Below are 24,514 nucleotides of genomic sequence, written 5' to 3' on the forward strand. Positions count from 1 at the left end.
AGCCGGTTCGGTCAGGCGCGCACCGCGGCACGGTTGCGCACCGGCTCGTCCTCGCGGTTCGCGTAACGGGCCGCGATCACCGAGCACACGATCAGCTGCAGCTGGTGATACACCATCAGCGGTAGCACGAGCAGGCCCAGCGCGGGGTGACCCGCGAACAAGATCTTGGCCATCGGAATGCCGTTGGCGAGGCTCTTCTTCGAGCCGCAGAACACCGCGGTGATCTCGTCCTCGATGGGGAAGTTCAGACGGCGCGCCGTGAACGTGGTCGCGCCGAGCACGACGAACAGCAGCACCGCGGCCAGCGCCATCACGGCGGCGATGGTCTGCCATTGATACTGGTGCCACAGGCCGGCGGCGGTCGCATCGCAGAACGACGAATACACGATCAGCACGATCACGCCGCGGTCGATCTTGTTGGTGATCTGCTTCTTCTTCGCCAGCCAGTTGCCGATGAGCGGACGGGCGGCCTGGCCGAGCGCGAACGGCAGCAGCAGTTGCAGCGCCACGCCCATGAGCGCCTTGCCGAGCGGCATCGACGCGCCGCTCGCGCTGATGACGAGGCCCATCAGCAGCGGGGTGAGGGCCATGCCGATCAGGCCGGAGATCGTCGCGTTGAAGATCGCGCCGGGCACATTGCCACGCGCCATCGACGTCATGGCGACCGACGAGGACACCGTGGACGGCAGAACGCAGAGATAGAACACGCCGAGCAGCAGGTCGGGCGGCAGTACCGAGCGCAGCGAGAACATGAGGATCACGCCGACGACGGGGAACACCACGTACGTGAACGCCTGCACGAACACATGCAGGCGCCAGTGCTTCGCGCCCGCCACCAGCTTCTCGCGCGAGAGCGCGGCGCCGTGCAGGAAGAACACGAGCGCGACGCCGACGTTCGTCACGATGCCGAGATGCAGCGGGCCCTCGCCGGTACCGATTTCAGGGGCGAGCAGCGCGATCGCGATCGCGGTCAGCATGATCAGGACGAAGCCGTCGATCAGGTCGTAGGTTTTTTTGAAAGGCGCGAGAATGGCGGTGGTCATGACTAGGGATAGTGCCTAAGGGTTTCCGCCTAGTATTGGACACAAGACCTGTCTAGAATGCAAATTCATTTATTTCATTCATTAATCGCTCGTTCGCATGAATTACACCCTTAGGCAGTTGCGGGTCTTTCTGGCTGTCGCGGCGCATGGAAGTTTCAGCCGGGCCGCCGATGCGGTCGGACTGACACAGCCTGCCGTGTCGCGAGGGGTGCAAGAGCTCGAAGAGGCACTTGGCGTGCGGTTGCTGGATCGTACTACCCGCGAAGTGGTGCTCACCGATGCCGGAAACGCCCTGGTTCCGGCGCTGGAGCGGTTACTTGGCCAGCTCGACGACACGCTCGAGGAGACCCGGCAGCTCGGGGAACGGTATCGGGGGAGGGTGGTGATTGCCAGCGCGCCGACGATTTCGGCGCGGCTGATGCCGATGTACGTCGCCGCCTGCGCGCGCGAATATCCGGAAATTCGGTTGTTTATTCGCGACAACGTGCAGGCGGATGGACTCGAACAGATCCGTGCGGGCGCCGTGGATTTCGGCGTGCTCATCGATCCGCTGGCGCGTGAGGGGCTGACGATCGAGGCGCTTGCCACCGATCCGTTCTGCTTCGTCTGCCGTCGCGATCATCCGCTGGCCACCGCCGAATCGGTGCCATGGAGCGCGCTGCATGGCGAGCGGCTGGCGCTGCTCGACTTTGCTTCCGGCAGCCGGCCGCTGATCGACCGCATCCTGGCCCGACATGGCGTGACGCCGCATGTCGTACAGGAACTCGGGCACTCGGCGAGCGTGTTCGGCATGGTCGAGGCGGGCATCGGCGCGTCGGTGCTGCCGTCGTTCTCGCTGCCGCTGCCGGCCGCGTCGCCGCTGGTCTCGCGGCCGCTCGTGCCCTGCGAGGAACGCAGCATCGTGATGGTCCGGCGCGAGGACCGCTCGCTATCGCCCGCGGCCGCGGCCGTCTGGAACATGATCCGGAACCTGCCGCTGCCCGCCGAGGCGATGGCGGCGTAGCGTTACTTCCGTGTAGCGATGACCATCACCGCTTCGAGCGTGAAGCTGCCGTCGGGTTTGACGCGATAGCGCTCGGCGACCTCGCGCGGGGCCTTTTGCCACAGATGCCGGATCGCCGCGATGGCGACCTCGGGCGTGCGCATGCGCGCCACCCAGCTGTCGAACTCGAGGTCGATATGCCACAGCGGGGACACCACGACGCCGAATCCCGCGGCCTCGAACATGTGCTGCCACGCGGGCGGGGTGTAGTCGCGGATATGCGACGGGTCGCGCAGCAACTCGACCGATTGCAGCCACGTATCGCAGAGCGGGTCCTCCGCGCCGGCGATATCGATCATCACGGCGGTGCCGCCGGGCTTCAGCACGCGGCGCACTTCGCGCAGCGCGGCCGGCACGTCGCGCCAGTGGTGAGCGCTCATGCGCGAGACCACGGCGTCGAAGCTCGCGTCGTCGAACGGCAGCGTTTCCGCCGCGCCCTGTTGCGTGCGGACATTGGCAAGGCCCCGGTCGCGCGCGGCGCCGGCCACCACCCCGAGCATCTCCGACGACAGGTCGTACGCCACCACTTCCCTTGCGACGGCTGCGGCGGCGAAGCCCGCATGCCCGGCGCCGCAACCCAGATCGAGCACGCGGCCGCTTCGCACGGTTTCCAGTTTGCCGAGTGTGTCCTTCAGCTGCGTCAGGTCGGCGCCCTGGGCGTGCACGGCGCTGGTGAGATAGGCATTGGCGGTGGCGCCGAACTGGGCGGCGACGAGTTCCTGTTGTTGCATGACGATCGACCTTTGTTCTTGTGATGGGGGATTTTTGCTTGCCGACGGGGCAGCGCTCACGTACTGTAGTCGGGTCGTTTTCCCGGTACAACTCACTGGTTTATCCTGGTATAAATCGCACCAGTCACGCTGTGACAGACGCCGCGCCCTGACCATGCCCCCTGATTCCGATCACAACGACGCGCGCCGCGAACCCTACCCGGGAGACCGCGCAGCCGCCGCTTCGGACGCGACGGCGGTCGCACCGGACAGCGCGCCCGACGCCCCGGGCCCCGCAGCGGCGGGGCGCGATAGCGCGCTCGGCACGTTTCTCCGGAATCATCGCGAGCGGCTGACTCCGGCGGATGTCGGGCTGCCGCCGGGCCGCCGGCGGCGCACCCCGGGCCTGCGCCGCGAGGAGGTCGCCCAGCTCTCGGGCCTTAGCGCGACGTGGGTCACGTGGCTCGAGCAGGGCCGCCCGGTGGCCATGTCCGCGCGCGCGCTCGATGGGCTTGCGCAGGCGCTGCGGTTGTCGCGGGCCGAGCGGGCCTATCTGTTCGCGCTGGCGGGCAAGGCCGAACCGCGCGCGGCGACGGACCCGTCCGTGCCAGCGCCACTGCTCGCCAGCGTGCAGGCCATCGCGGGACCCGCGTATCTGCTCGACCGTCAATGGACCGCGCTCGCCTGGAACGCGGCGGCCGCCGAGCTTTTCGTGGGATGGCTCGACGCCGGCAGCGAGGACCGCAACCTGCTGCGCGCGATGTTCCTGTCGCCGCGCCTGCAGGCCCTTGTGGAAGACTGGCCCCACCGCGCCGCGCGTCTCGTGGCGGAATTCCGCGTCCACAGCCTGCCGCACGCGGGCGACGCGCCCACGCGCGCGCTCATTGAAGGGCTGCAGGACGCGAGCCCCGCCTTCCGCGAGGCGTGGGCCTCGCAGGATGTGGAAGAGCGGCAGGGGGGACGGCGCGGGTTCCACGATCGCGCGCGCGGCATCGTTTACTTCGACCAGCTGACCTTCATCCCGCCCGCGGCGCCGGGCACCATGCTTGTCATGCTGCTGCCCGCGCGGGAGCCGGGTGACTAACCTATTTCGGCTGCATTCGAATCGCGCCATCGAGGCGGATCACCTCGCCGTTGAGCATCGTATTGCCCACGATCGCCCGCACAAGCCGCGCGTACTCGACCGGCCGGCCGAGGCGAGGCGGAAACGGCACCATGCGGCCCAGCGCATCCTGCACCTCCTGCGGCATACCGAGCAGCATCGGGGTCTCGAAAATCCCCGGCGCGATCGTCATGCATCGCACGCCATCCCGCGCAAGATCGCGCGCAATGGCCAGCGTCATCGATACCACGCCACCTTTCGACGCGGCATAAGCCGCCTGCCCGATCTGTCCGTCGTAAGCGGCCACCGAGGCGGTGTTGACGATGACGCCGCGCTCACCCTCGGCATCCGGCGTGTTTTGCACCATTGCCGCCGCGGCGAGCCGGATCATGTTGAACGTGCCGATGAGGTTGATGCGAACGGTCTTCTCGAATTGATCCAGCGGATGCGGCCCGTTCTTGCCGACCGTCTTGGCCGCGGTGGCAATCCCCGCGCAGTTGACGAGCCCCGCAAGCCGGCCCATCGCCTGCGCCGCGGTGACCACGGCGTGGCCATTGGCTTCCGACGTGACATCGCATCGCACGAACGCACCGTCGAGCTCCTTCGCCAATTCGAGCCCGGCGCTCTCGTTGAGGTCCGCGATCACGACCTTGCCGCCGTTTTCCGCGAACATGCGCGCGGCACCCGCGCCGAGTCCGGACGCGCCGCCCGTGACGATGAATACGTTGCCCTGGATGTCCATACCGTGTCTTCCTCTCGTTATCGGCGTTGTCGGGTTGTCGCGTTGCCTGATTACTTTACGTATACGTCAATCAACAGCCATTCTACGGTGGCTTCGGTGTGACCGAAAGGCGGGAGTCCCGCAACGCCCAAAAAAAAAAAGCGACCCGAGGGGTCGCTTCTTTTGCCCTTGCGGTGCGGCGGGCGGTTACTTCAGCGCGTCGAACACGCTGGCCGTGATCTTGTCCACATCGCCCAGACCGGAGATCTTGCGGTACTTCGGCGCGGCAACCTTGGCGGTGGCGTCGCCATTGGCGGCCCAGTTCGAGTAGTAGTCCACGAGCGGACGCGTCTGGTTCGCATAGACGTCCAGGCGCTTGCGCACGGTTTCTTCCTTGTCGTCGTCGCGCTGGATCAGCGGCTCGCCGGTAACGTCGTCAACGTTGTCGGTCTTCGGCGGGTTGTACTTGACGTGGTAGGTGCGGCCCGAGGCGGCGTGCACGCGGCGGCCGCTCATGCGCTCGATGATCGCGTCGAACGGCACGTCGATCTCCAGCACGTAGTCGATCGCGACGCCGGCTTCCTTCATGGCCTCGGCCTGCGGAATCGTGCGCGGGAAACCGTCGAACAGGTAGCCCTGATCGCAATCGCATTCCTTCAGGCGATCCTTCACCAGGCCGATGATGATGTCGTCGGACACCAGACCACCCGCGTCCATGACCTTCTTGGCTTCCAGGCCGAGCGGCGTGCCGGCCTTGACCGCGGCGCGCAGCATGTCGCCCGTCGAGATTTGCGGAATGCCAAATTTTTCGCAGATGAATTTGGCTTGCGTGCCTTTGCCGGCGCCGGGGGCGCCCAACAGGATCAAACGCATTTACGGGTCCTCAGAAGTTTTTTGGAATCTGGTAACGCGGGAGACTTCGAAGGAGGGTAACGCCGCAAGTTGACGCGGGACTTACGGCAGCGGATACCTGCCGGACGGGCTCGTTCTATCTCCCCACCGAGCCTTGCGCGACGCGCATTTCCACGCATCGCGGGCTCTGTTTCGGCAGGCATTATGCCATGGGCGGCGCGGATTCGGCCTCCGCTTCGGTTGCAGCAGTGTGAACTTAAGTGAAGAGATGCGGTCAGGGACCGTCCTGCGACATCCCGTCGGCCCATAGCGCGCGCACGCGTTCGAGGTCGGCGGGCGTATCGACGCCGGGCGCCGGCGCGGACGCCGTGACCAGCACGCCGATCCGTTCGCCATGCCACATCGCACGCAACTGCTCGAGCGCCTCGGTCTGTTCGAGCGGCGCGGCGGCCAGCGTCGGAAAGCGGCGCAGGAAGCCCGCCCGGTACGCGTACAGGCCGATATGGCGCAGCACGGGCATCGACGGTAGCGCGACCTGCGCCGAGGCGGCGGGCTGGGCCGGCACGGCGGACCAGGCATCACGGGACCACGGAATCGGTGCGCGCGAGAAATACAGCGCGCGGCCCGCGGCGTCGCATACCACCTTGACGACGTTCGGGTTGAACACATCGGCGATGTCGTCGAGCGGGTGCGCGGCGGTGGAAATCGCGCAGTCCGGATGCGCGGCCAGATGCAGCGCGACCTCGTCGATGAGCAACGGATCGATCAGCGGCTCGTCGCCCTGCACGTTGACGACGATCGCATCGTCGGGCAGACCCAGCAGGGTGGCCACTTCCGACAGGCGGTCCGTGCCCGAGGGATGGTCCGCGCGGGTGAGCACGGCCTCGACGCCGCGCGCCGCGCAGGCTTCCGCCACCGCCGGCGCGTCGGTGGCGACCACCGTGCGGCGCGCGGACGAAGCATGGGCGCGTTCAGCCACGCGCACGATCATCGGATGCCCGCCGATATCGGCCAGCGGCTTGTCCGGCAGGCGCGTGGAGGCCATGCGCGCCGGAATGACGACGGTGAAGTCCGGAATGGTCATGGCTGCGCGCGGACGATCAGCTGTTGGCGCTGCCGCTCCCGGCGGCCGGTGCGTCGGGATCGATCACGCGGCCGGGCACCGACTGGCGGGCCTCGTCGGCGAGCATGACGGGAATGCCGTCACGGATCGGATACGCGAGCTTGTCCGCATGGCAGATCAGCTCCTGGGCGGCGCGGTTGTACTCCAGCTTGCCCTTGCACAGCGGGCAAACGAGGATCTCAAGCAGCCGGTTGTCCATCCTGGTGTTCCTTGTCTGGGCCGGCCACACCGGTGGTCACGGGTGTGGCAACGGCCGGCGCGCGCGCCGTCACGGCGCGGCGGATTTTATCGATGAGCCCCGCGTCGATCACGGGCGTGGTAGCGACGACCCAGATGCGGGGGTCGTCATGGTACTCGGAGCGCTCGCATTTTACGGCATCCTTCTCGGTGATCAGGATCACCTCCGCATCGATGGCGGCCGGATGCGCGGCAAACGGATCCTCGGCAAAGTCGTAATGATCGGGCAGCGGCAGCGTGGCGGGCTTCAGGCCCGCCTGCCGCAGGCTTGCGAAGAATCGTTCTGGGTTGCCGATGCCCGCTGCCGCGAACACGCGCTGCCCGGCAAATGCCGACACGGGCCGCGTCATGGTCGGATCGGACAACTGCCAGGCGACGTCGAGCTCGAGCCGCATGCCGTACACATCGGGCTTGTCGGGCGTCGCGCGGAAGTGCGGGTCGTTGATCAGCGTGGCATCGCGCGGGCGGGAGAGCGGTTCCCGCAGCGGCCCCGCGGGCAGCAGCAGGCCGTTGCCGCCCATGCGGCCATCGAACATCACGATTTCGAAGTCGCGCTGGAGCTTGTAGTGCTGCAGGCCGTCGTCGAGCAGCAGCACGTTGACGCCGGGATGGGACACGAGCATCGTCTGCGCGCACAGCGCGCGGTCCGGAAACACCCATACCGGGACCTCGGTCGCGCGCGCGATCAGCAACGGTTCGTCGCCGACGTCGGCTGCACAGGAGGCCGGCTTGACGCGGCGCGGATGCGCGAGCTTGACGCCGTAGCCGCGCGACACCACGCCGGGGCGGAGTCCTGCCTCGACGAGCGCCTGCGCGAGCGCGATGACGGCCGGCGTCTTGCCCGTGCCGCCGACGGTCACGTTACCGACCACGACCACGGGCATCGGCAGCCGGGTCGAACGGAACCAGCCGTGCAGATAGCCGTAGCGGCGCACGCGCGCGATCAGGCCGAACAGCAGCGAGAACGGCAGCATCAGCCAGGCGAACCAGCCGCGGCGTTGCCACTGGTCGGTGACAAAGGCGGCGAGGGCGTGTCGGGGTGCGGGCATCGGGGGAAGGTCGGGCAGTGCGGTCAGAAGCGGCAATGCCCGCATGGTACAACGAGGCGGGAGCGATCGAGGTGCACCCCGCCGCCATCTCCCCGTCATCTCTCCGTCATCCCCGCCATCATCCTCGGCGACAGCGCGGTGGTGCGCAGGGCGGTGGTGCGCGGGGTGGTGGTGCTGCGGGGTGTTGTGCGCAGGGTGGTGGTGGTATTAACGCGGCTGCGAACTCTGCGTGGCGAAGGTCAGGCGCGACAGACCCGCGACGCGCGCGGCCTCCATCACGTTGATCACCGCCTGGTGCGTCGCCTGTGCATCGGCATTGACGATGACGACCGGCGGTTGCGCGCTGGTCGCTGGGCCGGCCGCATTGCGCAGCTGATCCGCGAGGCTCGTCACGTCCTTCTGCTCGAGCACCTGCTTGTTGACCGAATAGACGCCGCGCGCGGACACCGACACCACGATTTCCGTCGGCCGTTGCTGGGCGCGCTCGGCGTCCGCGGTCGGCAACTGGATCTGGAGTTCGGTAAAGCGCGAATAGGTGGTCGTGATCATCAGGAAGATAAGGATCACGAGCAGCACGTCGATGAGCGGGATCAGGTTGATCTCCGGCTCCTCGCGCCGCTGGCGGGAACGGAAGTGCATGGCGTGCTCCCGCGCGCTTACGAACGCCGTTGCGGCAGGATGGCGTCGAGGAACGTGGTCGCGCGGAATTCCAGCTCGGCCACGTAGTCGTCCACGCGCCGGCGGAAATAGCGCCAGAAGATCAGCGCGGGAATCGCCACAATCAGGCCGAACGCCGTGTTGTACAGCGCGACCGAAATGCCGTGCGCGAGCTGTTCCGGGTTGGCGCCGGTGCCGTTCTGGTGTCCGAAGATCTCGATCATGCCGATCACGGTGCCGAGCAGGCCCATCAGCGGCGCCACCGAAGCGATCGTGCCGAGTGCGTTCAGATAGCGTTCGAGGTCATGCGCGACGGCGCGGCCCGCTTCCTCGACCACGTCCTTGGCGGCATCGCGGGAAGTGTGGGGCTGCAGCACGACGTGGCGCAGGCCGGCGGCCAGGATGCGGCCGAGCGGCGAATTCTGTTCGAGGGTGTTGACGACCTCGGGCGTGGCGCGGCGCTGCTGGGCAGCGGACAGCGCCTCCTCGTACAACTTCGGCGGCAGGACCTTGCTGCGCTTGAGCGACAGGAACCGTTCGACGATCAGCGCCAGCGCGATGACCGAGGCGAGCAGCAGTGGCCAGATCGGCCAGCCGGCCGCTTGAATGATGGAAAACACGTGGACCCCCGATTCGACGACAAACAGACCCGAAACACAGCAGACCAGGCAGCCTTTGATGCGCGCCCCCGAAACGAGACAAAACGAAACGAAACGGGGCGGGCAGCGGCGTGCTCGAAAAAATCAGGCGCCACTCTACCCCGCGCGTCAGCGCGCGGCAAGCGCCCTCCGCAGCGGTGTCACCGCGTATCCACAGACGTTTCGGACAGGACTGTGGACGGCTTGTGGATACGCGCCGGATACCCGAGCTAACTCGTTGATTGATAAGGAATCGATGGGTGCTGCCTGAAAATTGGGCAGTGGCGGTATCCACACGCGGGCGGGACAGGATTGTGGATCGGTTGTGGACAGCATGAGAAAAACCGATTCAAGCCATTGATTCGTATGAGGTATACCTGTGCTGCTCAAAATTTGCGCAGTCACGCCCTGGGCGGATGCCGCAGCAGTGTGTCGACACTGTGACGAGTTTCCACATTCCTGCGGGACAGTCTTGTGGACGGGTTGTGGACAATTACCGGACAGCGTCGATAACTCCTTGTTTTAAAAGCACCAATCGCTCGCTGCTTAAAAAGTAGGCAAACGCCGCCGTTTGGTCGGTCCCACGTACCGATACCGCGGAAATCTTGCGCGTGTGACGCATCGCCATCGTTCGCTTGCTGGAGAGCGCCGACAACGCACGCGGCATCGATTATCCACAGCGACGGACAGCGCCTTGCCGTTTATCCAGAGGTTCTGTGGATAACTTTGTGAACAATGCGGGGGTGCGCGCCGTAAGTCGTTGACGCGTAAGCGTTTCTCTTACATTGCCTATTTTTTGCCTTGGACGGAAAAGGCATAAGAATCAAAGAGTTGTACGGTATCAAGCGGGTTACCGCCTCAAACGGGTGGCGTGCCGTGTACCTCTTGACAGAGCGGTTATGCTGTGGACATGTCAATTTCACGCCGCCCGCGCGGCAGTGGACCATGCCCGACTTTCCGAACGTTCCCCGTGCAACGCCGTCAAATGCCCCGACTGGAGGCCGTGAAGTCATTGCGGTCAGCGAGCTCAACCATGCGATTTCGTCTGTGCTGGAGCGCACGTTTCCGCTTGCATGGGTACGCGGCGAAATCTCCAATTTCACGCGCGCGGCGAGTGGACACTGGTACTTCTCGCTGAAGGACGCGCGCGCGCAGATCCGCTGCGTGATGTTCCGCGGCCGCAACCAGCATGTCGACTTCTCGCCGCGCGAGGGGGAAGCGGTGGAGGTACGCGCGCTGGTGAGCATGTACGAGGCGCGCGGCGAACTGCAGCTTGGTGTGGAGGCCATGCGCCGCGCGGGGCTCGGCAATCTCTACGAAGCGTTCCTGCGGCTCAAGGACAAACTTGCACAGGCGGGTCTTTTCGCGCCGGAACGGAAACGCCCGATTCCCACGCATCCACGCGCCATCGGCGTGGTCACGTCGCTCCAGGCCGCCGCGATGCGCGATGTGCTGACCACGCTGCGGCGGCGCGCGCCGCATGTCCCCGTGATCGTCTATCCCGTTCCCGTTCAGGGCGCCGGCGCGTCCGACCGCATCGCGGCGATGCTCGACCTCGCCAACGCGCGGCGCGAGTGCGACGTGCTGATCCTGTGCCGCGGGGGCGGCAGCATCGAGGACCTCTGGTCGTTCAATGAGGAGTCCGTTGCCCACGCGATCGCGCGCAGCGCGGTTCCCGTGGTGTCGGGCGTCGGCCATGAGACCGATTTCACGATCGCCGATTTCGTCGCCGACGTGCGCGCGCCGACGCCCACGGGCGCCGCCGAACTCGTGAGTCCCGACCGCGCGCATTTGCTGCAGCTCGCGCGCCGCGCGCAGGACGCGTTACGGCAATGCATGGGACGCCAGCTCGATCGCCGCGCGCAGCACCTCGACTGGCTCGCGCGCCGGCTGCGCAGCCCACAGGCACAATTGCAGGAGCGGCGCGCGCGCGTGGACAATCTGGCCCGGCACTTGCGTGCCGCCTTGCGTGACACGGTAACCGTGCAGCGTCACCGGCAGCAGGTGCTGGCCATGCGCTGGCGCGCATGCATGCCCGATGTGGGCCGCGCGCGCACCGACCTCGGCCGGCTGTCGGCGCGGCTGGCCGCGGCCGCGAACCGTCAGCATGAACGCGCGAGCGCACGGCTGGCGCGCGCCGCGGGCGCGCTGGAACTGCTGGCGCCGCAGCGCACGCTCGAACGCGGCTACGCGGTGCTGATCGACCAGCGCGGCCACGCGCTGCGCTCGCCGCAGGAGTTGCGTGCGGGCACCATCGTCGAGGCCCATCTCGCGGAAGGTGTCGCGGACGTGGAAATCGCCGGTGTACAGGCCAAGCTTGGCGCGTTTTGACAACGATCCGGAATGGATGCGGCCTGTGCGCGAACAAACTAGCATGAGTCCAGGGGGCTTTCCGCCTGCGTTTGCGCGGGTCTGGCAAGTCACCTACAATCGTCAATCCCCACCTATAAACAACCCGCAGAGACCGAACAATGGAACACGCACTTCCTCCGCTGCCGTACGCGCATGATGCCCTCGCTCCGCACATCTCCAAGGAGACGCTGGAGTTCCACCATGACAAGCACCACCAGACCTACGTCACGAACCTGAACAACCTGATCAAGGGCACCGAGTTCGAGAACGAGTCGCTGGAAAACATCGTCAAGAAGTCCTCGGGCGGTATCTTCAACAACGCAGCCCAGGTCTGGAACCACACCTTCTACTGGGAATCGCTGAAGCCGAACGGCGGCGGCGCTCCGACCGGCGCGCTGGCCGACGCGATCAACGCCAAGTGGGGCTCGTTCGACAAGTTCAAGGAAGAATTCACGAAGGTCGCCGTGGGCACCTTCGGTTCGGGCTGGGCCTGGCTGGTCAAGAAGGCCGACGGCTCGCTGGACCTGGTGTCCACCTCGAACGCCGCCACGCCGCTGACCACCGACGCCAAGGCCCTGCTGACCTGCGACGTATGGGAACACGCGTACTACATCGACTACCGCAATGCCCGTCCGAAGTACGTCGAGGCATTCTGGAACGTCGTGAACTGGGACTTCGCGGCGAAGAACTTCGCTTGAGTCCCGGCGCCTCCCGGCACCAGAAAGAAGCCCGCGCCAGCGGGCTTTTTTTTTTGCTCCGACGGACGGCCCGGCCGTGGGGTGTGGGCTTCGCCATCCTGGGCGCCCCTGTCACACGAGCGTGATAACGTGCGGGATTCGCGCGTACCAGATTCGCATTTTCCTCGGGAGCCTTCTCATGCCGTCCCCCATCGTCGAAGCCGGCTATGGTTCCGATCCGGTCGGGCTCGTCAGCGGCTTTCTGTTCGTGCCGGGCGAGCCCGCGCGGGAGATCGACTCGCATCGTGCGATCGCGTGGTTGCGTGGCGAGCCCGCGGCGGACCCGGCAGGTTTCCTCTGGCTGCATTTCAATCTGTCGAACAGCGCGTGCGAACGCTGGATGAAGAGCCAGCTCGGCCTGTCCGAAGACTTCTTCGCCTCGCTGCGGCAAGGCTCGCATTCCACGCGGATCGAGCGCCAGGACGACGCGCTGCTCGCGGTCGTCAACGACGTGATCTACAACTTCGGCGTGTCGTCGACGGACATCTCGACGCTGTGGGCGAGCGTCGATCATCGCGTGCTCGTGACCGCGCGCTCGCGGCCGCTGCGATCGGTGGACCGGCTCCGCGAGGCGGTGCGCCGCGGTGAGCCGTTCCGTTCGCCGCTCGACCTGGTCGTGCATCTGCTGCGCGACCAGGCGGATGTGCTCGTGCAGATCGTGCGAGAGACAGGCATCGGCGTCGACCGCATCGAGGACCAGCTACTGTCGCAGCGCCTGCACGGCAACCGCTCGGAACTCGGCGCGATGCGCCGCGGCCTCGTGCGGTTGCAACGCCTGCTCGCGCCGGAACCGGGCGCGCTGTTCCGGCTACTGAACCGGCCGCCCGCGTGGCTGCAGGAGGGCGATCTGCGCGAGCTGCGGGAGTCCACCGAGGAGTTCTCGCTCGTGCTCAACGACCTGTCCGCGCTGGTGGAGCGCATCAAGCTGCTGCAGGAAGAGATCGCGGCCAAGCTCAACGAGCAGACCAACCGCACGCTGTTCACCCTGACGCTGGTGACGGTGCTCGCGCTGCCGATCAATATCGTGGCCGGTTTCTTCGGCATGAACGTGGGCGGCATTCCGCTCGCCGACCATCCGCATGGCTTCTGGCTGCTCGTGGTGCTGGTGGCGAGCTTCACGGCACTTGCCGGGCGATGGGCGTTCCGGAAACAGCAGGCGGGCGGCTAGACGCCGGGGATTTCACGCAACTGCCACAGAGGCGGCGTAACATGGTCGGCCTGAAGGCCATGACCCCCTGGAGCGTCGCGAATGAACCCAAACGATGAAGCCCTTATTCGGCGCATTCACCGCGAGGTGGCGGATTACTACGACGAGGAACTCGAGCTGGAACTCGAGGATCGCGACCCCAGTCTGGTGCAGGCCATCCTGTCCGGCCACGGCGCGGAGAACGGGGGCGTATCGGGGGACGATGCCGAGCGCGCGGAACGCCAGATGTACTTCCGCGAGCTGTTCCGCCTGCAGGGCGAACTGGTCAAGCTGCAGAGCTGGGTGCAGGCGACGGGCCACAAGGTCGTGATCCTGTTCGAAGGCCGCGATGCGGCAGGCAAGGGCGGCGTGATCAAGCGCATCACGCAGCGGCTGAATCCGCGCGTCTGCCGCGTGGCGGCACTGCCCGCGCCGAACGACCGCGAACGCACGCAATGGTATTTCCAGCGCTATGTCTCGCATCTGCCGGCCGCCGGCGAAATGGTATTGTTCGACCGTAGCTGGTATAACCGCGCCGGCGTCGAGCATGTCATGGGTTTCTGCACGGACGAGCAGTACGAGGAGTTCTTCCGCTCGGTGCCGGAATTCGAGCGCATGCTCGTGCGTTCGGGCATCCAGCTCATCAAGTACTGGTTCTCGATCTCGGACGAAGAGCAGCACCTGCGCTTCCTGAGCCGGATCCACGATCCGCTCAAGCAGTGGAAGCTCAGTCCGATGGATCTGGAATCGCGCCGCCGCTGGGAAGACTACACGCGCGCCAAGGAAGTGATGCTCGAACGCACGCATATCGCCGAGGCGCCGTGGTGGGTCGTGCAGGCCGTGGACAAGAAGCGCGCGCGCCTGAACTGTATCCACCACCTGCTGCAGCAGATGCCGTACGTCGAGCCGCAGCAGACGACGATCCAGCTGCCGCAGCGTGAGCGCCACGCCGACTACGTGCGGCAGCCCGTCCCGTCCGAGATGATCGTTCCGGAGATCTACTGACCAGACGACCGGACAGGCCGATGGACCTGGTGCACCTAGTGGACCAGGCCGGGGAACGCCTGCTCCATGGTCTGCACCACGCCCGTCATTTCGCCATCGTAGCCCGGCAGCGCGTCGACGCGTTCGCGGAACGAGCGGCTCTTGAGCGCCTCCACGGCCCCGGCGAGCGCTGGGCTCTGCAGCATCTTCTGTTCGATGGCGAAGAAGTAGCGCTCCTTGAGCACGGGCACGAATTCCAGCCCGAAGCGCCGCGCCGCCGTTTCCACGCCAAAGCCGACGTCGGCCATGCCGCTGCCGATGTACGCGGCGACGGCCGCATGCGTGAACTCGCCGTTGCTGAAGCCTTCGATGCGGTTCGGGTCGATGCCGCGCCGCGCGAGCATGAGGTCCAGCAGCAGCCGCGTGCCCGACCCGGGCTGGCGATTGACGAATCGCACGTCAGAGCGCGTCAGGTCTTCGAGCGACCGCACATCGAGCGGATTGCCCGGCCGCACGAACAGTCCCTGCGTGCGTACGGCCAGATGGATCAGGCAATGCGTATCGGGTCGCAGCCAGCTCATGATGCGCCGCACCATATCGCCTTCGAGGTCGCCGATGGGCACGTGGAAGCCGGCGATGTCGCACGCATGCTCCGCCAGCGCGGCCACGGCTTCGAGGCTCCCGCAATACTTGAGGTCGTGCCGGACCTTGTGTTCGTCGAGGAAGTCGCGCAGCGCGGCCACGGCAAAGCCATGGCTGGCATGGAGGCGCACCGCCGGATCCGATGCCACCATCAGCTTCTTGAGCTCGATCTCGAGTTCCGACGCGAGGCTATCGAGCGTCGGCGACAGCCGCGCCGCGATCCGCTTGCTCGCCCACACCAGCTGCTGCGCCATGGGCGTGAGCGTCGATCCCCGCCCCCGCGTCTTGGCGATCAGCGCGCCGCCGAACAGGGTCTCCGCGTCGCGGAGAATTCCCCAGGCGTAGCGATATGACAACGAAATCGCTTCCGCCGACTGAGCGATGTTGCCGGTGGACTCGATATGGCCGAGCAACGCCACCAGACGCGACACATCCAGCGCGGGCGCGGGGCCTGTGGCGGCGTCGTCGCGGATCTGCAGATGGGGGAGGATCGAGATGCGTAGCATATGCGGAAAATAGCATATTGATGGGGGCGAATCACAGGCCTATAGTCGCACAAACGGGGCAAGTTCCTGAAATACAGCTCCGGAATATGAAAAAAAGAGCCTATATGCGACCGCACGGCGCACCCGAATAACGGGGCACTGGCGGACGCGTCGGCGCGCAGGAGACAACCCACGCGCGCCGGGCCATGACGACACAAGAGCACGGAGACGCCATGCCAGAAACCGTCACCCCCACCAATGCCGCGATCGGTACCGCGCGCAGACTCGATGCGATCGCGCAGATCGTCTCCGAGCGACGCGACATGCCGGGCGCGTTGTTGCCGATCCTTCATGAACTCCAGGACGTCCATGGCTACGTGCCCGCCGAGTCGGTGCCCGTCATCGCGCAGGCGCTGAATCTGTCGCGTGCCGAGGTCCACGGCGTCATCACGTTCTACCACCATTTTCGCGAGCATCCCGCCGGGCGCCATGTCGTGCAGGTGTGCCGTGCCGAAGCGTGCCAGTCGGTCGGGGCCGATGCGCTCGTGCAGCACGCGGAGCGCACGCTCGGCTGCGGTATGCACGAGACCACCGGCGATGGCGCGTTCACGCTGGAGCCCGTGTTCTGTCTTGGCCAGTGCGCGATCGGCCCGGCCGTGATGATCGATGACCGGCTGCATGGACGCGTGGATCCCGCGCGCTTCACGCGACTGATCGAAGGATTGCGTGAGGCGATGCGCGCCGAGCGACAACAAGCCGCGGAGGCCAGCGCATGAGCACGACGATCTTCGTACCGCGCGATTCGACCGCGCTGGCACTCGGTGCCGACGAGGTGGCCGAGGCCATCGCACGTGAAGCCGCGGCGCGCGGCGCCGATGTGCGCATCGTGCGCAACGGCTCGCGTGGCATGTTCTGGCTCGAGCCGCTCGTCGAGGTAAAGACCGACGGCGGCCGTATCGGCTACGGCCCCGTATCCGCAGACGACGTCGCCGCGCTGTTCGATGCGGGCCTGCTGACGGGCGCCGCGCATGCACTGTCCATCGGCGTGGTCGACGAGCATCCGTTCCTGAAGAAGCAGGAGCGCCTGACCTTCGCGCGCGTCGGCATCACCGACCCGGTCTCCCTCGAGGACTACATCGCGCACGAAGGCTATGCGGGCCTGACGCGCGCGCTGTCGCTGCAACCGGCGCAGATCGTGCAGGAAGTGCTCGACTCTGGCCTGCGCGGTCGCGGCGGCGCCGCGTTCCCGACCGGCATCAAGTGGAAGACCGTGCTGGCCGCGCAGTCGCCGGTCAAGTACATCGTCTGCAATGCCGACGAAGGCGACTCGGGCACGTTCTCGGACCGCATGGTCATGGAAGACGATCCGTTCATGCTGATCGAGGGCATGACGATCGCGGGCCTCGCCGTCGGGGCCGAGCAGGGCTACATCTACACGCGTTCGGAATATCCGCACGCGATCGCCGCCACCGAGGAAGCGATCCGCATCGCCAACGCGGCAGGCTGGCTAGGCGACAACATTCGCGGCAGCGGCCGCTGTTTCCACCTGGAGGTGCGCAAGGGCGCCGGCGCGTATGTGTGTGGCGAGGAGACGGCGCTGCTGGAGAGCCTCGAGGGCCGCCGCGGCGTGGTGCGCGCGAAGCCGCCGCTCCCGGCGCTCGAAGGGTTGTTTGGCCAGCCCACGGTCATCAACAACGTGATCTCGCTCGCGACGGTGCCCATCATCCTCGCGCGCGGTGCGGCGTACTACAAGGACTTCGGCATGGGCCGCTCGCGCGGCACGCTGCCGTTCCAGCTGGCCGGGAACATCCTGCAGGGCGGCCTCGTCGAGAAGGCTTTCGGTATTACGCTGCGCGAGCTGCTCGTTGACTACGGCGGCGGCACGCGGTCGGGTCGTGCGATTCGCGCTGTGCAGGTGGGCGGGCCACTCGGCGCGTATCTGCCCGAGTCGCGCTTCGACGTGCCGCTCGATTATGAAGCGTATGCGGCGTTCGGTGCGGTGGTCGGCCACGGCGGCATCGTCGTGTTCGACGAGACCGTCGATATGGCGAAGCAGGCGCGCTATGCGATGGAGTTCTGCGCCATCGAATCGTGCGGCAAGTGCACGCCGTGCCGGATCGGTTCCACGCGCGGCGTGGAGGTGATGGACCGCATCCTGCAGGGCGATCAGCCGGTGAAGCACGTCGCGCTGGTCCGCGACCTGTGCGACACGATGCTCAACGGTTCGCTCTGTGCGATGGGCGGCATGACACCGTACCCGGTGCTGTCCGCATTGAACGAATTCCCGGAGGACTTCGGCCTGTCGCCGAAGCCCGCACGCGCGGCGTAGCCATCGTTCCCTCGCGCCCATCCCACAAAACATAAGATCGGGAGACATCCCTTGAACGCTCGAAACGAACTCGATTACGGTACGCCGGCCAGCGAATCGGACGTACAGGTCACGCTGGAGATCGATGGCGTGACCGTGACCGTGCCCGCCGGCACGTCGGTCATGCGCGCCTCCGCGGAAGCAGGCATCGGCGTGCCGAAGCTGTGCGCGACGGACTCGCTCAAGTCGTTCGGCTCGTGCCGCCTGTGCCTCGTCGAGATCGAGGGCCGCCGTGGCTACCCGGCCTCGTGCACGACGCCGGTGGAGCCGGGCATGAAGGTGCGCACGCAGAGCGACAAGCTCGGCGACCTGCGCCGCGGCGTGATGGAACTCTATATCTCCGATCACCCGCTCGACTGCCTGACCTGCCCGACGAACGGCAACTGCGAACTGCAGGACATGGCCGGCGCGGTGGGCCTGCGCGAAGTGCGCTACAACGACGGCCATACCAATACGCCGGCGATCGCCACGCACACGCACATGGAGAAGGACGAGTCGAACCCCTACTTCACGTACGACCCTTCCAAGTGCATCGTCTGCAATCGCTGCGTGCGCGCGTGCGAGGAAACGCAGGGCACGTTCGCGCTGACGATCACGGGCCGCGGCTTCGAGTCGCGCGTGGCGGCGGGCACGAGCCAGCCGTTCATGGAGTCGGACTGCGTGTCCTGCGGCGCCTGCGTGCAGGCCTGCCCGACCGCGACGCTGACCGAGAAGAGCGTGATCCAGCTGGGCCAGCCGTCGCACGACAAGGTGACCACGTGCGCGTACTGCGGCGTGGGGTGCTCGTTCAAGGCCGAGATGAAGGGCAACGAGGTCGTGCGCATGGTGCCGTACAAGGACGGCCAGGCGAACGAAGGTCACGCCTGCGTGAAGGGCCGCTTCGCATGGGGCTACGCCACGCACAAGGACCGCATCCTCAAGCCGATGATTCGCGCGAAGATCACCGATCCATGGCGCGAAGTGTCGTGGGAAGAGGCGATCGGCTATGCCGCGTCGGAGTTCAAGCGCATCCAGGCCAAGCATGGCCGCGACTCGATCGGCGGCATCGTGTCGTCGCGCTGCACGAACGAGGAAGACTACCTCGTCCAGAAGCTGGTGCGCGCGGCGTTCGGCAACAACAACGTGGACACGTGCGCGCGCGTGTGCCACTCGCCGACCGGCTACGGCCTCAAGACCACGCTGGGCGAATCCGCAGGCACGCAGACGTTCCGCTCGGTCGCCAAGTCCGACGTCATCATGGTGATCGGCGCGAACCCGACCGACGGCCATCCGGTGTTCGCCTCGCGCATGAAGCGCCGCCTGCGTGAAGGCGCGAAGCTGATCGTCGTCGATCCGCGCCGCATCGACCTCGTGAGCTCGCCGCATATCCGCGCGGACTACCACCTGCAGCTGCGTCCGGGCACCAACGTCGCGGTGGTCACGTCGCTCGCGCACGTGATCGTGACGGAAGGCCTGCTGGCGGAGCAGTTCATCGCCGAGCGCTGCGAGGACGTGGCCTTCCAGCAGTGGCGCGATTTCGTGTCGCTGCCGGAGAACTCGCCGGAGGCCATGGAAGCCGTGACGGGCGTGCCGGCCGACCAGATGCGCGGCGCCGCGCGCCTGTATGCGACCGGTGGCAACGCCGCCATCTACTATGGCCTCGGCGTGACCGAGCATGCGCAGGGTTCGACGACCGTGATGGGCATCGCCAACCTCGCGATGGCCACCGGCAACATCGGCCGCGAAGGCGTGGGCGTGAACCCGCTGCGTGGCCAGAACAACGTGCAGGGTTCGTGCGACATGGGTTCGTTCCCGCACGAGCTGCCGGGCTATCGCCACGTGTCGGACACCACCACGCGCAACCTGTTCGAGGCCGCGTGGGGCGTCGAGATCAATCCGGAACCGGGCCTGCGCATCCCGAACATGTTCGATGCGGCGCTGACGGGCAGCTTCATGGGCCTGTATTGCCAGGGCGAAGACATCGTCCAGTCGGACCCGAACACGCAGCACGTGGCCGAGGCGCTGTCGTCGATGGAGTGCATCGTCGTGCAGGACATCTTCCTGAACGAAACCGCCAAATACGCGCACGTGTTCCTGCCGGGTTCGACGTTCCTGGAGAAGGACGGCACGTTCACCAACGCCGAGCGCCGCATCTCCCGCGTGCGCAAGGTCATGCCGCCGAAGGGCGGGTACGCGGACTGGGAGGCGACGATCCTGCTGTCGAACGCGCTCGGCTATCCGATGGATTACAAGGACCCCTCGGAGATCATGGACGAGATCGCGCGCCTGACGCCGACGTTCTCGGGCGTGAGCTACGCCAAGCTCGACAAGCTCGGCAGCATCCAGTGGCCTTGCAACGACGAGGCGCCGACCGGTACGCCGATCATGCACGTCGATGGCTTCGTCCGTGGCAAGGGCAAGTTCATCATCACGAAGTACGTGGCGACCGATGAGAAGGTGAACCGCAAGTTCCCGCTGATCCTGACCACGGGCCGCATCCTGTCGCAGTACAACGTCGGCGCGCAGACGCGGCGCACGCACAACGTGCACTGGCACGACGAAGACCGCCTGGAGATCCATGCACACGATGCCGAGGAGCGCGGCATCAAGGACGGCGACTGGGTCGGCGTACAGAGTCGCGCGGGCGAGACGGTGCTGCGCGCGATCGTCAGCGACCGCATGCAGCCGGGCGTGGTCTACACGACGTTCCACTTCCCCGAGTCGGGCGCCAACGTGATTACCACCGACAACTCGGACTGGGCGACGAACTGCCCCGAGTACAAGGTGACGGCGGTGCAGGTGATGCCGGTCGCGCAGCCCTCCACGTGGCAGCGGAACTATCAGGACTTCAACGACCAGCAGCTCGCGCTGCTGCGCGCGGCAACCGAGCCTAACCCGGCTTCCGCGGAGTAACGGCCATGCATATCGAGAACCTCATCAAGATGGCCAACCAGATCGGCGGCTTCTTCGAGGCGATGCCCGATCGCGCAGAAGCGCTCACGGATATCGCGAGCCATATCAAGCGATTCTGGGAGCCGCGCATGCGGCGCGCGCTGCTGGCCCACGTCGACGCGACGGCGGGCGGGGAAGGGCTGGACCCGATCGTGCGCGAGGCCATCGCCACGCATCGGGCGAAGCTCGAGGTCGCCCCTGCGCCCGCGCCCGTGAGCGTGACATCCTGACCGCCTATTTCTTGAACGCGTAGAGCAGCTGCAGGATCACCAGGCTGAACACCGTCGCGACCACGGCCGTCATCTCGCGGCCGAGGCCGCAGGAGACGCCGATGGCCGCGACGGTCCAGATGCTTGCCGCGGTGGTGAGTCCGCGGATGTCGCTTTCGTCCGCTTCCCCATCGCTTCGCTCGCTCGACTTGTTCTTGCCGGCCTGCTTGATGATGGCCCCGGCGCCGAGGAAGCCGATGCCGGCGGTGAGGCCCTGCAGCACGCGGCTCATGTCGGCGAGCGGCACGCCCGCCTGGAGCGGCACCACGACGAACAGCGCCGACCCCAGCGCGACCATCATGTGCGTGCGCAGCCCCGCCGCCTTGCCGGCAGCCTCGCGTTCCCAGCCGATCAGGCCGCCGAGCACGACCGCGAGCGTCAGCCGCACCAGCAGGCGCGTGAACTCCTTGAGGTTCGGCACATCGGCGAATTCCGCCCGGATGGTGCCGTAGATATCACTCCACGCCGCACCCCACACACCTTCCATGATGGCTCTCCACGGTTGCGATGCGAGACGCTATCATGCCGCGATGATCGCGCACAGTCGGACGCGCGCTGACATGGCGCGCACCGGCATGGCGCGCGAAGGTGGGTTCAGCGCAGCCGCAGCGGTTCGAGCAGCGCGGCGTCGTACTGGCTGCGCGTGATGCGGCCGAGCTCCAGCATGCGTAGCAGGATATAGCTCTGGCGCTGCCGCGCCCGGCGCGGATTGACCACCGGATTGTTGGCGGAGGGCGCCTTCGGCAGCCCCGCGAGCATCGCGCATTCGGCCAGCGTGAGGTCGGCCACGGGCTTCCCGAAATAAGTCTCGGCCGCTTCGCCGAAGCCGTAGGCGCCCTGACCCAGGTAGATCTTGTTCAGATAGAGCTCGAGGATCTCGTCCTTGCTCATCGCGCTTTCGATGCGATAGGCGAGCAGCGCCTCGTAGAGCTTGCGCGTGTAGGTCTTCTGGCGCGACAGGAAGAAGTTGCGCGCGACCTGCATCGTGATCGTCGACGCGCCTTGCGACAGATCGTCGGAGAGATTGGCGATGCCGGCGCGTATCACACCCACATAGTCGATGCCATCGTGGATGTAGAAGCGATCGTCCTCGATGGCCACCACTGCCTCGGGCAGCGTCCGCGGAAACTGCGCGAGCGGCACGTATCCCGGCGAGGCGCGGAACGCGGTCAGCGCGTCGAGCGACGGCAACTGGCGGCTGGCCATGATCACGGTGAACGCGACGAGCAGCGCCGCGCCGACGATGGCGAGCAGCACAAACTTGACGAAGGCGGACCAGAGACGTTGCATGGGCCGCATTTTGCCATGGCTTTGAATGGCCGCCGCCGGCCCGCCCCGGCGGGCATGCTATGGGCGCGGTGTCTCCACGCCGACCGCGCGAGCCAGCGCGTCGAGGTTGCGCCAGATGCGGTCGTCGATCGCGATGTGCGTGGCCGCCGCGGCGCGGCATGAGGCTTCGTACTCGCCGGGATACTGCACGCGATCGAAACCCGGCGCGGTGGGGGTGGCCTGCAGGTACTCGATGAACGATTCCACCTCCGCGCTTTGCCAGGGCAGTCCGAGATCGAGCTCCGGGTTCAGCAGCACCGCGAACAGATTGTTCGTGGCGACACCGCCCGGCGGCGGATCGGGACGAATCGTGCCGCCGCCGGACAGCACGCCAGCCAGCAGTTCCGCCACGACGCCGAGCGCGTAGCCCTTGTGGCCGCCGAACGGCAGCAGCGCGCCGGGCGGGTCCTGGAACATCACGCTGGCGTCGGTGGTCGGGTTGCCGTCCGCATCAATGATGCTGCGCTCTGGCGCGGGTTCTCCCTTCTCCGCGAGCACGCGCGCCTTGTTGAGCGCGATCGCGCTGGTGGCGATATCCAGCACGAGGGGCGGGCGGCCATTCGGCATCGGGCCCGCAAAGCACAGCGGATTCGTCGTCAGGCGCGCGACGCGTCCGCCGAACGGCGCAACCATCGGCGCGCGGTTGATCACGTTGGTAAAGCTCAGCAGCACGCAGCCCGCGGCGGCCACCATCTCGCCATAGTGGCCCATGCGGCCGAGGTGGTGCGATTGCCGCAGCGTGACGATGCAGTGGCCATGCTCGCGTACGCGCGCGATGGCGGCGTCCATGACGACCTTGCCGACGTGCTGGCCAAAGCCACCGTGGCCATCGAACACCATCAGCGTGCCGCGGTCCATCACGCATTCGGCGCGGCCCGCCGCATTGACGGTCTGGGTCTGGAGCGCGGTGCGGTAGCTCGGCAGGATGGACAGGCCGTGACTGGCGTAGCCGCAGCGGTCCGATTCGACGAGATGAAGCGCGACGTCGCCGGCGATGTCGGCGGGGACGGATTGCGCGACGAGGATGTCGCGGGCGAAGCGTTGCGCGGTGTCGAGTGAGATCTGCATCGGGGCCCTCCCGTCGTGGGTGCGCTTCCATTATGGAAAGCAGGGCGGCGCATGCCAAGCCGCGCTACCATCGCGGCTATAGAGCGACAACTTTTTACAGGCAGGAACGATGCTGGAACTCGAAGGCGCAATCTGGTTTCGGGCCGGGGCTCGCGAGTGGGGCGGCAAGGACCGCATCGCGCTGCTGGCGGCGATCGGCGAGCACGGCTCGATCACCGCGGCGGCGCGGGCGGTCGGGCTCAGCTACAAGGCGGCCTGGGATGCGATCGACGCGATGAACAACAGCGCGGGGGAAGCGCTCGTGGCGCGGGCCGCGGGTGGCAAGGGCGGTGGCGGCACGCAGTTGACCGAGCGCGCGCAGCAGCTGATTCGCACGTATCGCACGCTGGAGGCGGAGCATCGGCGGTTCGTCGCGTGGCTCGGCACGCAGGCCAATGCGGCCACCGCTGGCGGCGGCGCGTCTACGAGCAGCGACATCGCCAGCAACCTCTCCAGCGACCTCCCCAGCGACCTCGCCACTGACCTCGGCCTCATGCGCCGCTTCACGGTGCGCACGAGCGCGCGCAACAAGCTGTTCGGCAGGGTCGAGGCCGTGCGCAGGGGCGCGGTCAATGACGAGGTCACGCTGCGACTGCCGGGCGGCCAGCGGATTGTCGCGACCATCACGCGCGAGAGCACGGAAACGCTCGAACTCGCACCGGGCGTGGAAGCGTTCGCGCTGATCAAGGCGTCATCGGTGCTGATCGGCGCCGAAGACGTCGGCGGTCAGTTGTCCGCCAGCAATCAGCTGCCCGGGCACGTGGCGCGCGTGGTGGACGGCGCGGTCAACGCCGAAATCGTGCTGCAACTCGACGGTGGCGGCACGATCGCGGCGATCGTTCCCCACACGGCCATCGCCGACCTCTCGCTCGTGGAAGGCACGCGCGCCATTGCCATTTTCAAGGCATCGAGCGTGATCGTCGGCACGCTGTAGAATGCGCGGCTCTCTT

24 protein-coding genes are annotated in these 24,514 nt (G+C 66.7%); 11 read left to right on the forward strand and 13 right to left on the reverse strand.

Annotated features, from left to right (window positions below; translation table 11 throughout):
* Positions 1-11: 11 nt before the first annotated feature.
* Entirely contained in the window at positions 12-1,043 is a 1,032-nt protein-coding gene (locus KHP16_RS02330; RefSeq protein WP_211959511.1) for a bile acid:sodium symporter family protein, read from the reverse strand.
* 97 nt (positions 1,044-1,140) lie between these two features.
* Here KHP16_RS02330 and KHP16_RS02335 point away from each other — a divergent pair, with 97 nt between their 5' ends.
* Positions 1,141-2,046: a LysR family transcriptional regulator gene (locus KHP16_RS02335; RefSeq protein WP_109581978.1), complete on the forward strand. Its 906-nt coding sequence runs from the start codon at positions 1,141-1,143 to the stop codon at positions 2,044-2,046.
* 2 nt (positions 2,047-2,048) lie between these two features.
* On the opposite strand, the gene KHP16_RS02340 is transcribed toward KHP16_RS02335, so the two are convergent.
* Positions 2,049-2,816 carry a methyltransferase domain-containing protein gene (locus KHP16_RS02340; RefSeq protein ID WP_211959512.1) on the reverse strand — a complete coding sequence of 256 codons (768 nt, stop codon included), beginning with the start codon at positions 2,814-2,816 and terminating at the stop codon, positions 2,049-2,051.
* Between the two features lie 154 nt (positions 2,817-2,970).
* Here KHP16_RS02340 and KHP16_RS02345 point away from each other — a divergent pair, with 154 nt between their 5' ends.
* The gene (locus tag KHP16_RS02345; RefSeq protein WP_211959513.1) at positions 2,971-3,879 is read left to right on the forward strand and encodes a helix-turn-helix transcriptional regulator; all 909 of its coding nucleotides are present in this window, start codon (positions 2,971-2,973) and stop codon (positions 3,877-3,879) included.
* Position 3,880: 1 nt separating this feature from the next.
* Here KHP16_RS02345 and KHP16_RS02350 read toward each other — a convergent pair whose 3' ends face one another.
* From KHP16_RS02350 to KHP16_RS02380, 7 genes are all read right to left on the reverse strand, one after another.
* Positions 3,881-4,639, reverse strand: a complete 759-nt coding sequence (locus tag KHP16_RS02350; RefSeq protein ID WP_121491939.1) for an SDR family NAD(P)-dependent oxidoreductase — start codon at positions 4,637-4,639, stop codon at positions 3,881-3,883.
* Positions 4,640-4,825: 186 nt separating this feature from the next.
* Positions 4,826-5,491 carry an adenylate kinase gene (gene adk, locus KHP16_RS02355; RefSeq protein WP_109581974.1) on the reverse strand — a complete coding sequence of 222 codons (666 nt, stop codon included), beginning with the start codon at positions 5,489-5,491 and terminating at the stop codon, positions 4,826-4,828.
* 253 nt (positions 5,492-5,744) lie between these two features.
* Positions 5,745-6,554 carry a 3-deoxy-manno-octulosonate cytidylyltransferase gene (kdsB, locus tag KHP16_RS02360; RefSeq protein WP_109581973.1) on the reverse strand — a complete coding sequence of 270 codons (810 nt, stop codon included), beginning with the start codon at positions 6,552-6,554 and terminating at the stop codon, positions 5,745-5,747.
* A 16-nt stretch (positions 6,555-6,570) separates the two neighbouring features.
* Positions 6,571-6,792, reverse strand: a complete 222-nt coding sequence (locus tag KHP16_RS02365; RefSeq protein WP_109581972.1) for a Trm112 family protein — start codon at positions 6,790-6,792, stop codon at positions 6,571-6,573.
* Positions 6,773-7,879, reverse strand: a complete 1,107-nt coding sequence (lpxK, locus tag KHP16_RS02370) for a tetraacyldisaccharide 4'-kinase (RefSeq protein WP_115953740.1) — start codon at positions 7,877-7,879, stop codon at positions 6,773-6,775. Before lpxK ends, KHP16_RS02365 begins: the two co-directional genes overlap by 20 nt.
* Before the next feature lie 207 nt (positions 7,880-8,086).
* Positions 8,087-8,518 (reverse strand): ExbD/TolR family protein, encoded by a 432-nt coding sequence (locus KHP16_RS02375; protein WP_211959514.1) that lies wholly within the window; start codon positions 8,516-8,518, stop codon positions 8,087-8,089.
* A 17-nt stretch (positions 8,519-8,535) separates the two neighbouring features.
* A complete protein-coding gene (locus KHP16_RS02380) occupies positions 8,536-9,156 on the reverse strand; it encodes a MotA/TolQ/ExbB proton channel family protein (RefSeq protein ID WP_109581969.1) in 621 nt (206 codons plus the stop codon).
* Between the two features lie 963 nt (positions 9,157-10,119).
* On the opposite strand from KHP16_RS02380, the gene xseA reads away from it, so the two are divergent.
* From xseA to ppk2, 4 genes are all read left to right on the forward strand, one after another.
* A complete protein-coding gene (gene xseA / locus KHP16_RS02385) occupies positions 10,120-11,505 on the forward strand; it encodes an exodeoxyribonuclease VII large subunit (RefSeq protein ID WP_121491937.1) in 1,386 nt (461 codons plus the stop codon).
* Positions 11,506-11,645: 140 nt separating this feature from the next.
* Positions 11,646-12,224 (forward strand): superoxide dismutase [Fe], encoded by a 579-nt coding sequence (gene sodB / locus KHP16_RS02390; protein ID WP_109581967.1) that lies wholly within the window; start codon positions 11,646-11,648, stop codon positions 12,222-12,224.
* A gap of 178 nt (positions 12,225-12,402) precedes the next feature.
* The gene (locus KHP16_RS02395; RefSeq protein WP_211959515.1) at positions 12,403-13,431 is read left to right on the forward strand and encodes a transporter; all 1,029 of its coding nucleotides are present in this window, start codon (positions 12,403-12,405) and stop codon (positions 13,429-13,431) included.
* 81 nt (positions 13,432-13,512) lie between these two features.
* Positions 13,513-14,454, forward strand: coding sequence for a polyphosphate kinase 2 (gene ppk2 / locus KHP16_RS02400; protein WP_109581965.1), 942 nt, complete (start codon positions 13,513-13,515; stop codon positions 14,452-14,454).
* A gap of 35 nt (positions 14,455-14,489) precedes the next feature.
* Here the strand turns inward: ppk2 and KHP16_RS02405 are convergent, their stop codons facing one another.
* Complete coding sequence (locus tag KHP16_RS02405) at positions 14,490-15,581, reverse strand: helix-turn-helix transcriptional regulator (protein ID WP_109581964.1); 1,092 nt, start codon at positions 15,579-15,581, stop codon at positions 14,490-14,492.
* 212 nt (positions 15,582-15,793) lie between these two features.
* Between KHP16_RS02405 and KHP16_RS02410 the strand changes: the two genes are divergently transcribed.
* From KHP16_RS02410 to KHP16_RS02425, 4 genes are read left to right on the forward strand one after another with little or no spacing between them, the layout of a single operon-like run.
* Positions 15,794-16,336, forward strand: a complete 543-nt coding sequence (locus KHP16_RS02410) for a formate dehydrogenase subunit gamma (RefSeq protein WP_109581963.1) — start codon at positions 15,794-15,796, stop codon at positions 16,334-16,336.
* Complete coding sequence (locus tag KHP16_RS02415) at positions 16,333-17,889, forward strand: formate dehydrogenase beta subunit (RefSeq protein ID WP_211959516.1); 1,557 nt, start codon at positions 16,333-16,335, stop codon at positions 17,887-17,889. Before KHP16_RS02410 ends, KHP16_RS02415 begins: the two co-directional genes overlap by 4 nt.
* A gap of 51 nt (positions 17,890-17,940) precedes the next feature.
* Positions 17,941-20,820 (forward strand): formate dehydrogenase subunit alpha, encoded by a 2,880-nt coding sequence (gene fdhF / locus KHP16_RS02420; RefSeq protein WP_109581961.1) that lies wholly within the window; start codon positions 17,941-17,943, stop codon positions 20,818-20,820.
* 5 nt (positions 20,821-20,825) lie between these two features.
* The gene (locus KHP16_RS02425) at positions 20,826-21,089 is read left to right on the forward strand and encodes a formate dehydrogenase subunit delta (RefSeq protein WP_109581960.1); all 264 of its coding nucleotides are present in this window, start codon (positions 20,826-20,828) and stop codon (positions 21,087-21,089) included.
* Positions 21,090-21,093: 4 nt separating this feature from the next.
* On the opposite strand, the gene KHP16_RS02430 is transcribed toward KHP16_RS02425, so the two are convergent.
* From KHP16_RS02430 to KHP16_RS02440, 3 genes are all read right to left on the reverse strand, one after another.
* Complete coding sequence (locus tag KHP16_RS02430) at positions 21,094-21,615, reverse strand: MgtC/SapB family protein (RefSeq protein ID WP_109581959.1); 522 nt, start codon at positions 21,613-21,615, stop codon at positions 21,094-21,096.
* 107 nt (positions 21,616-21,722) lie between these two features.
* A complete protein-coding gene (locus tag KHP16_RS02435) occupies positions 21,723-22,418 on the reverse strand; it encodes a transglycosylase domain-containing protein (protein WP_121491933.1) in 696 nt (231 codons plus the stop codon).
* Between the two features lie 57 nt (positions 22,419-22,475).
* The gene (locus KHP16_RS02440; protein ID WP_211959517.1) at positions 22,476-23,525 is read right to left on the reverse strand and encodes an Ldh family oxidoreductase; all 1,050 of its coding nucleotides are present in this window, start codon (positions 23,523-23,525) and stop codon (positions 22,476-22,478) included.
* Positions 23,526-23,634: 109 nt separating this feature from the next.
* Between KHP16_RS02440 and KHP16_RS02445 the strand changes: the two genes are divergently transcribed.
* Positions 23,635-24,498, forward strand: a complete 864-nt coding sequence (locus KHP16_RS02445; protein ID WP_211959518.1) for a TOBE domain-containing protein — start codon at positions 23,635-23,637, stop codon at positions 24,496-24,498.
* The last annotated feature ends 16 nt before the right edge of the window (positions 24,499-24,514 follow it).

It is taken from the genome of Cupriavidus plantarum (assembly GCF_905397285.1).
Lineage (GTDB): Bacteria > Pseudomonadota > Gammaproteobacteria > Burkholderiales > Burkholderiaceae > Cupriavidus > Cupriavidus plantarum.

What these genes read in the sequence shown, in the direction of transcription:
- KHP16_RS02330 (WP_211959511.1), bottom strand. Translation starts at nt 1,043, where the DNA reads ATGACCACCGCCATTCTCGCGCCTTTCAAAAAAACCTACGACCTGATC.
- KHP16_RS02335 (WP_109581978.1), top strand. Translation starts at nt 1,141, where the DNA reads ATGAATTACACCCTTAGGCAGTTGCGGGTCTTTCTGGCTGTCGCGGCG.
- KHP16_RS02340 (WP_211959512.1), bottom strand. Translation starts at nt 2,816, where the DNA reads ATGCAACAACAGGAACTCGTCGCCGCCCAGTTCGGCGCCACCGCCAAT.
- KHP16_RS02345 (WP_211959513.1), top strand. Translation starts at nt 2,971, where the DNA reads ATGCCCCCTGATTCCGATCACAACGACGCGCGCCGCGAACCCTACCCG.
- KHP16_RS02350 (WP_121491939.1), bottom strand. Translation starts at nt 4,639, where the DNA reads ATGGACATCCAGGGCAACGTATTCATCGTCACGGGCGGCGCGTCCGGA.
- adk (WP_109581974.1), bottom strand. Translation starts at nt 5,491, where the DNA reads ATGCGTTTGATCCTGTTGGGCGCCCCCGGCGCCGGCAAAGGCACGCAA.
- kdsB (WP_109581973.1), bottom strand. Translation starts at nt 6,554, where the DNA reads ATGACCATTCCGGACTTCACCGTCGTCATTCCGGCGCGCATGGCCTCC.
- KHP16_RS02365 (WP_109581972.1), bottom strand. Translation starts at nt 6,792, where the DNA reads ATGGACAACCGGCTGCTTGAGATCCTCGTTTGCCCGCTGTGCAAGGGC.
- lpxK (WP_115953740.1), bottom strand. Translation starts at nt 7,879, where the DNA reads ATGCCCGCACCCCGACACGCCCTCGCCGCCTTTGTCACCGACCAGTGG.
- KHP16_RS02375 (WP_211959514.1), bottom strand. Translation starts at nt 8,518, where the DNA reads ATGCACTTCCGTTCCCGCCAGCGGCGCGAGGAGCCGGAGATCAACCTG.
- xseA (WP_121491937.1), top strand. Translation starts at nt 10,120, where the DNA reads ATGCCCGACTTTCCGAACGTTCCCCGTGCAACGCCGTCAAATGCCCCG.
- sodB (WP_109581967.1), top strand. Translation starts at nt 11,646, where the DNA reads ATGGAACACGCACTTCCTCCGCTGCCGTACGCGCATGATGCCCTCGCT.
- KHP16_RS02395 (WP_211959515.1), top strand. Translation starts at nt 12,403, where the DNA reads ATGCCGTCCCCCATCGTCGAAGCCGGCTATGGTTCCGATCCGGTCGGG.
- ppk2 (WP_109581965.1), top strand. Translation starts at nt 13,513, where the DNA reads ATGAACCCAAACGATGAAGCCCTTATTCGGCGCATTCACCGCGAGGTG.
- KHP16_RS02405 (WP_109581964.1), bottom strand. Translation starts at nt 15,581, where the DNA reads ATGCTACGCATCTCGATCCTCCCCCATCTGCAGATCCGCGACGACGCC.
- KHP16_RS02410 (WP_109581963.1), top strand. Translation starts at nt 15,794, where the DNA reads ATGCCAGAAACCGTCACCCCCACCAATGCCGCGATCGGTACCGCGCGC.
- KHP16_RS02415 (WP_211959516.1), top strand. Translation starts at nt 16,333, where the DNA reads ATGAGCACGACGATCTTCGTACCGCGCGATTCGACCGCGCTGGCACTC.
- KHP16_RS02425 (WP_109581960.1), top strand. Translation starts at nt 20,826, where the DNA reads ATGCATATCGAGAACCTCATCAAGATGGCCAACCAGATCGGCGGCTTC.
- KHP16_RS02430 (WP_109581959.1), bottom strand. Translation starts at nt 21,615, where the DNA reads ATGGAAGGTGTGTGGGGTGCGGCGTGGAGTGATATCTACGGCACCATC.
- KHP16_RS02435 (WP_121491933.1), bottom strand. Translation starts at nt 22,418, where the DNA reads ATGCAACGTCTCTGGTCCGCCTTCGTCAAGTTTGTGCTGCTCGCCATC.
- KHP16_RS02440 (WP_211959517.1), bottom strand. Translation starts at nt 23,525, where the DNA reads ATGCAGATCTCACTCGACACCGCGCAACGCTTCGCCCGCGACATCCTC.
- KHP16_RS02445 (WP_211959518.1), top strand. Translation starts at nt 23,635, where the DNA reads ATGCTGGAACTCGAAGGCGCAATCTGGTTTCGGGCCGGGGCTCGCGAG.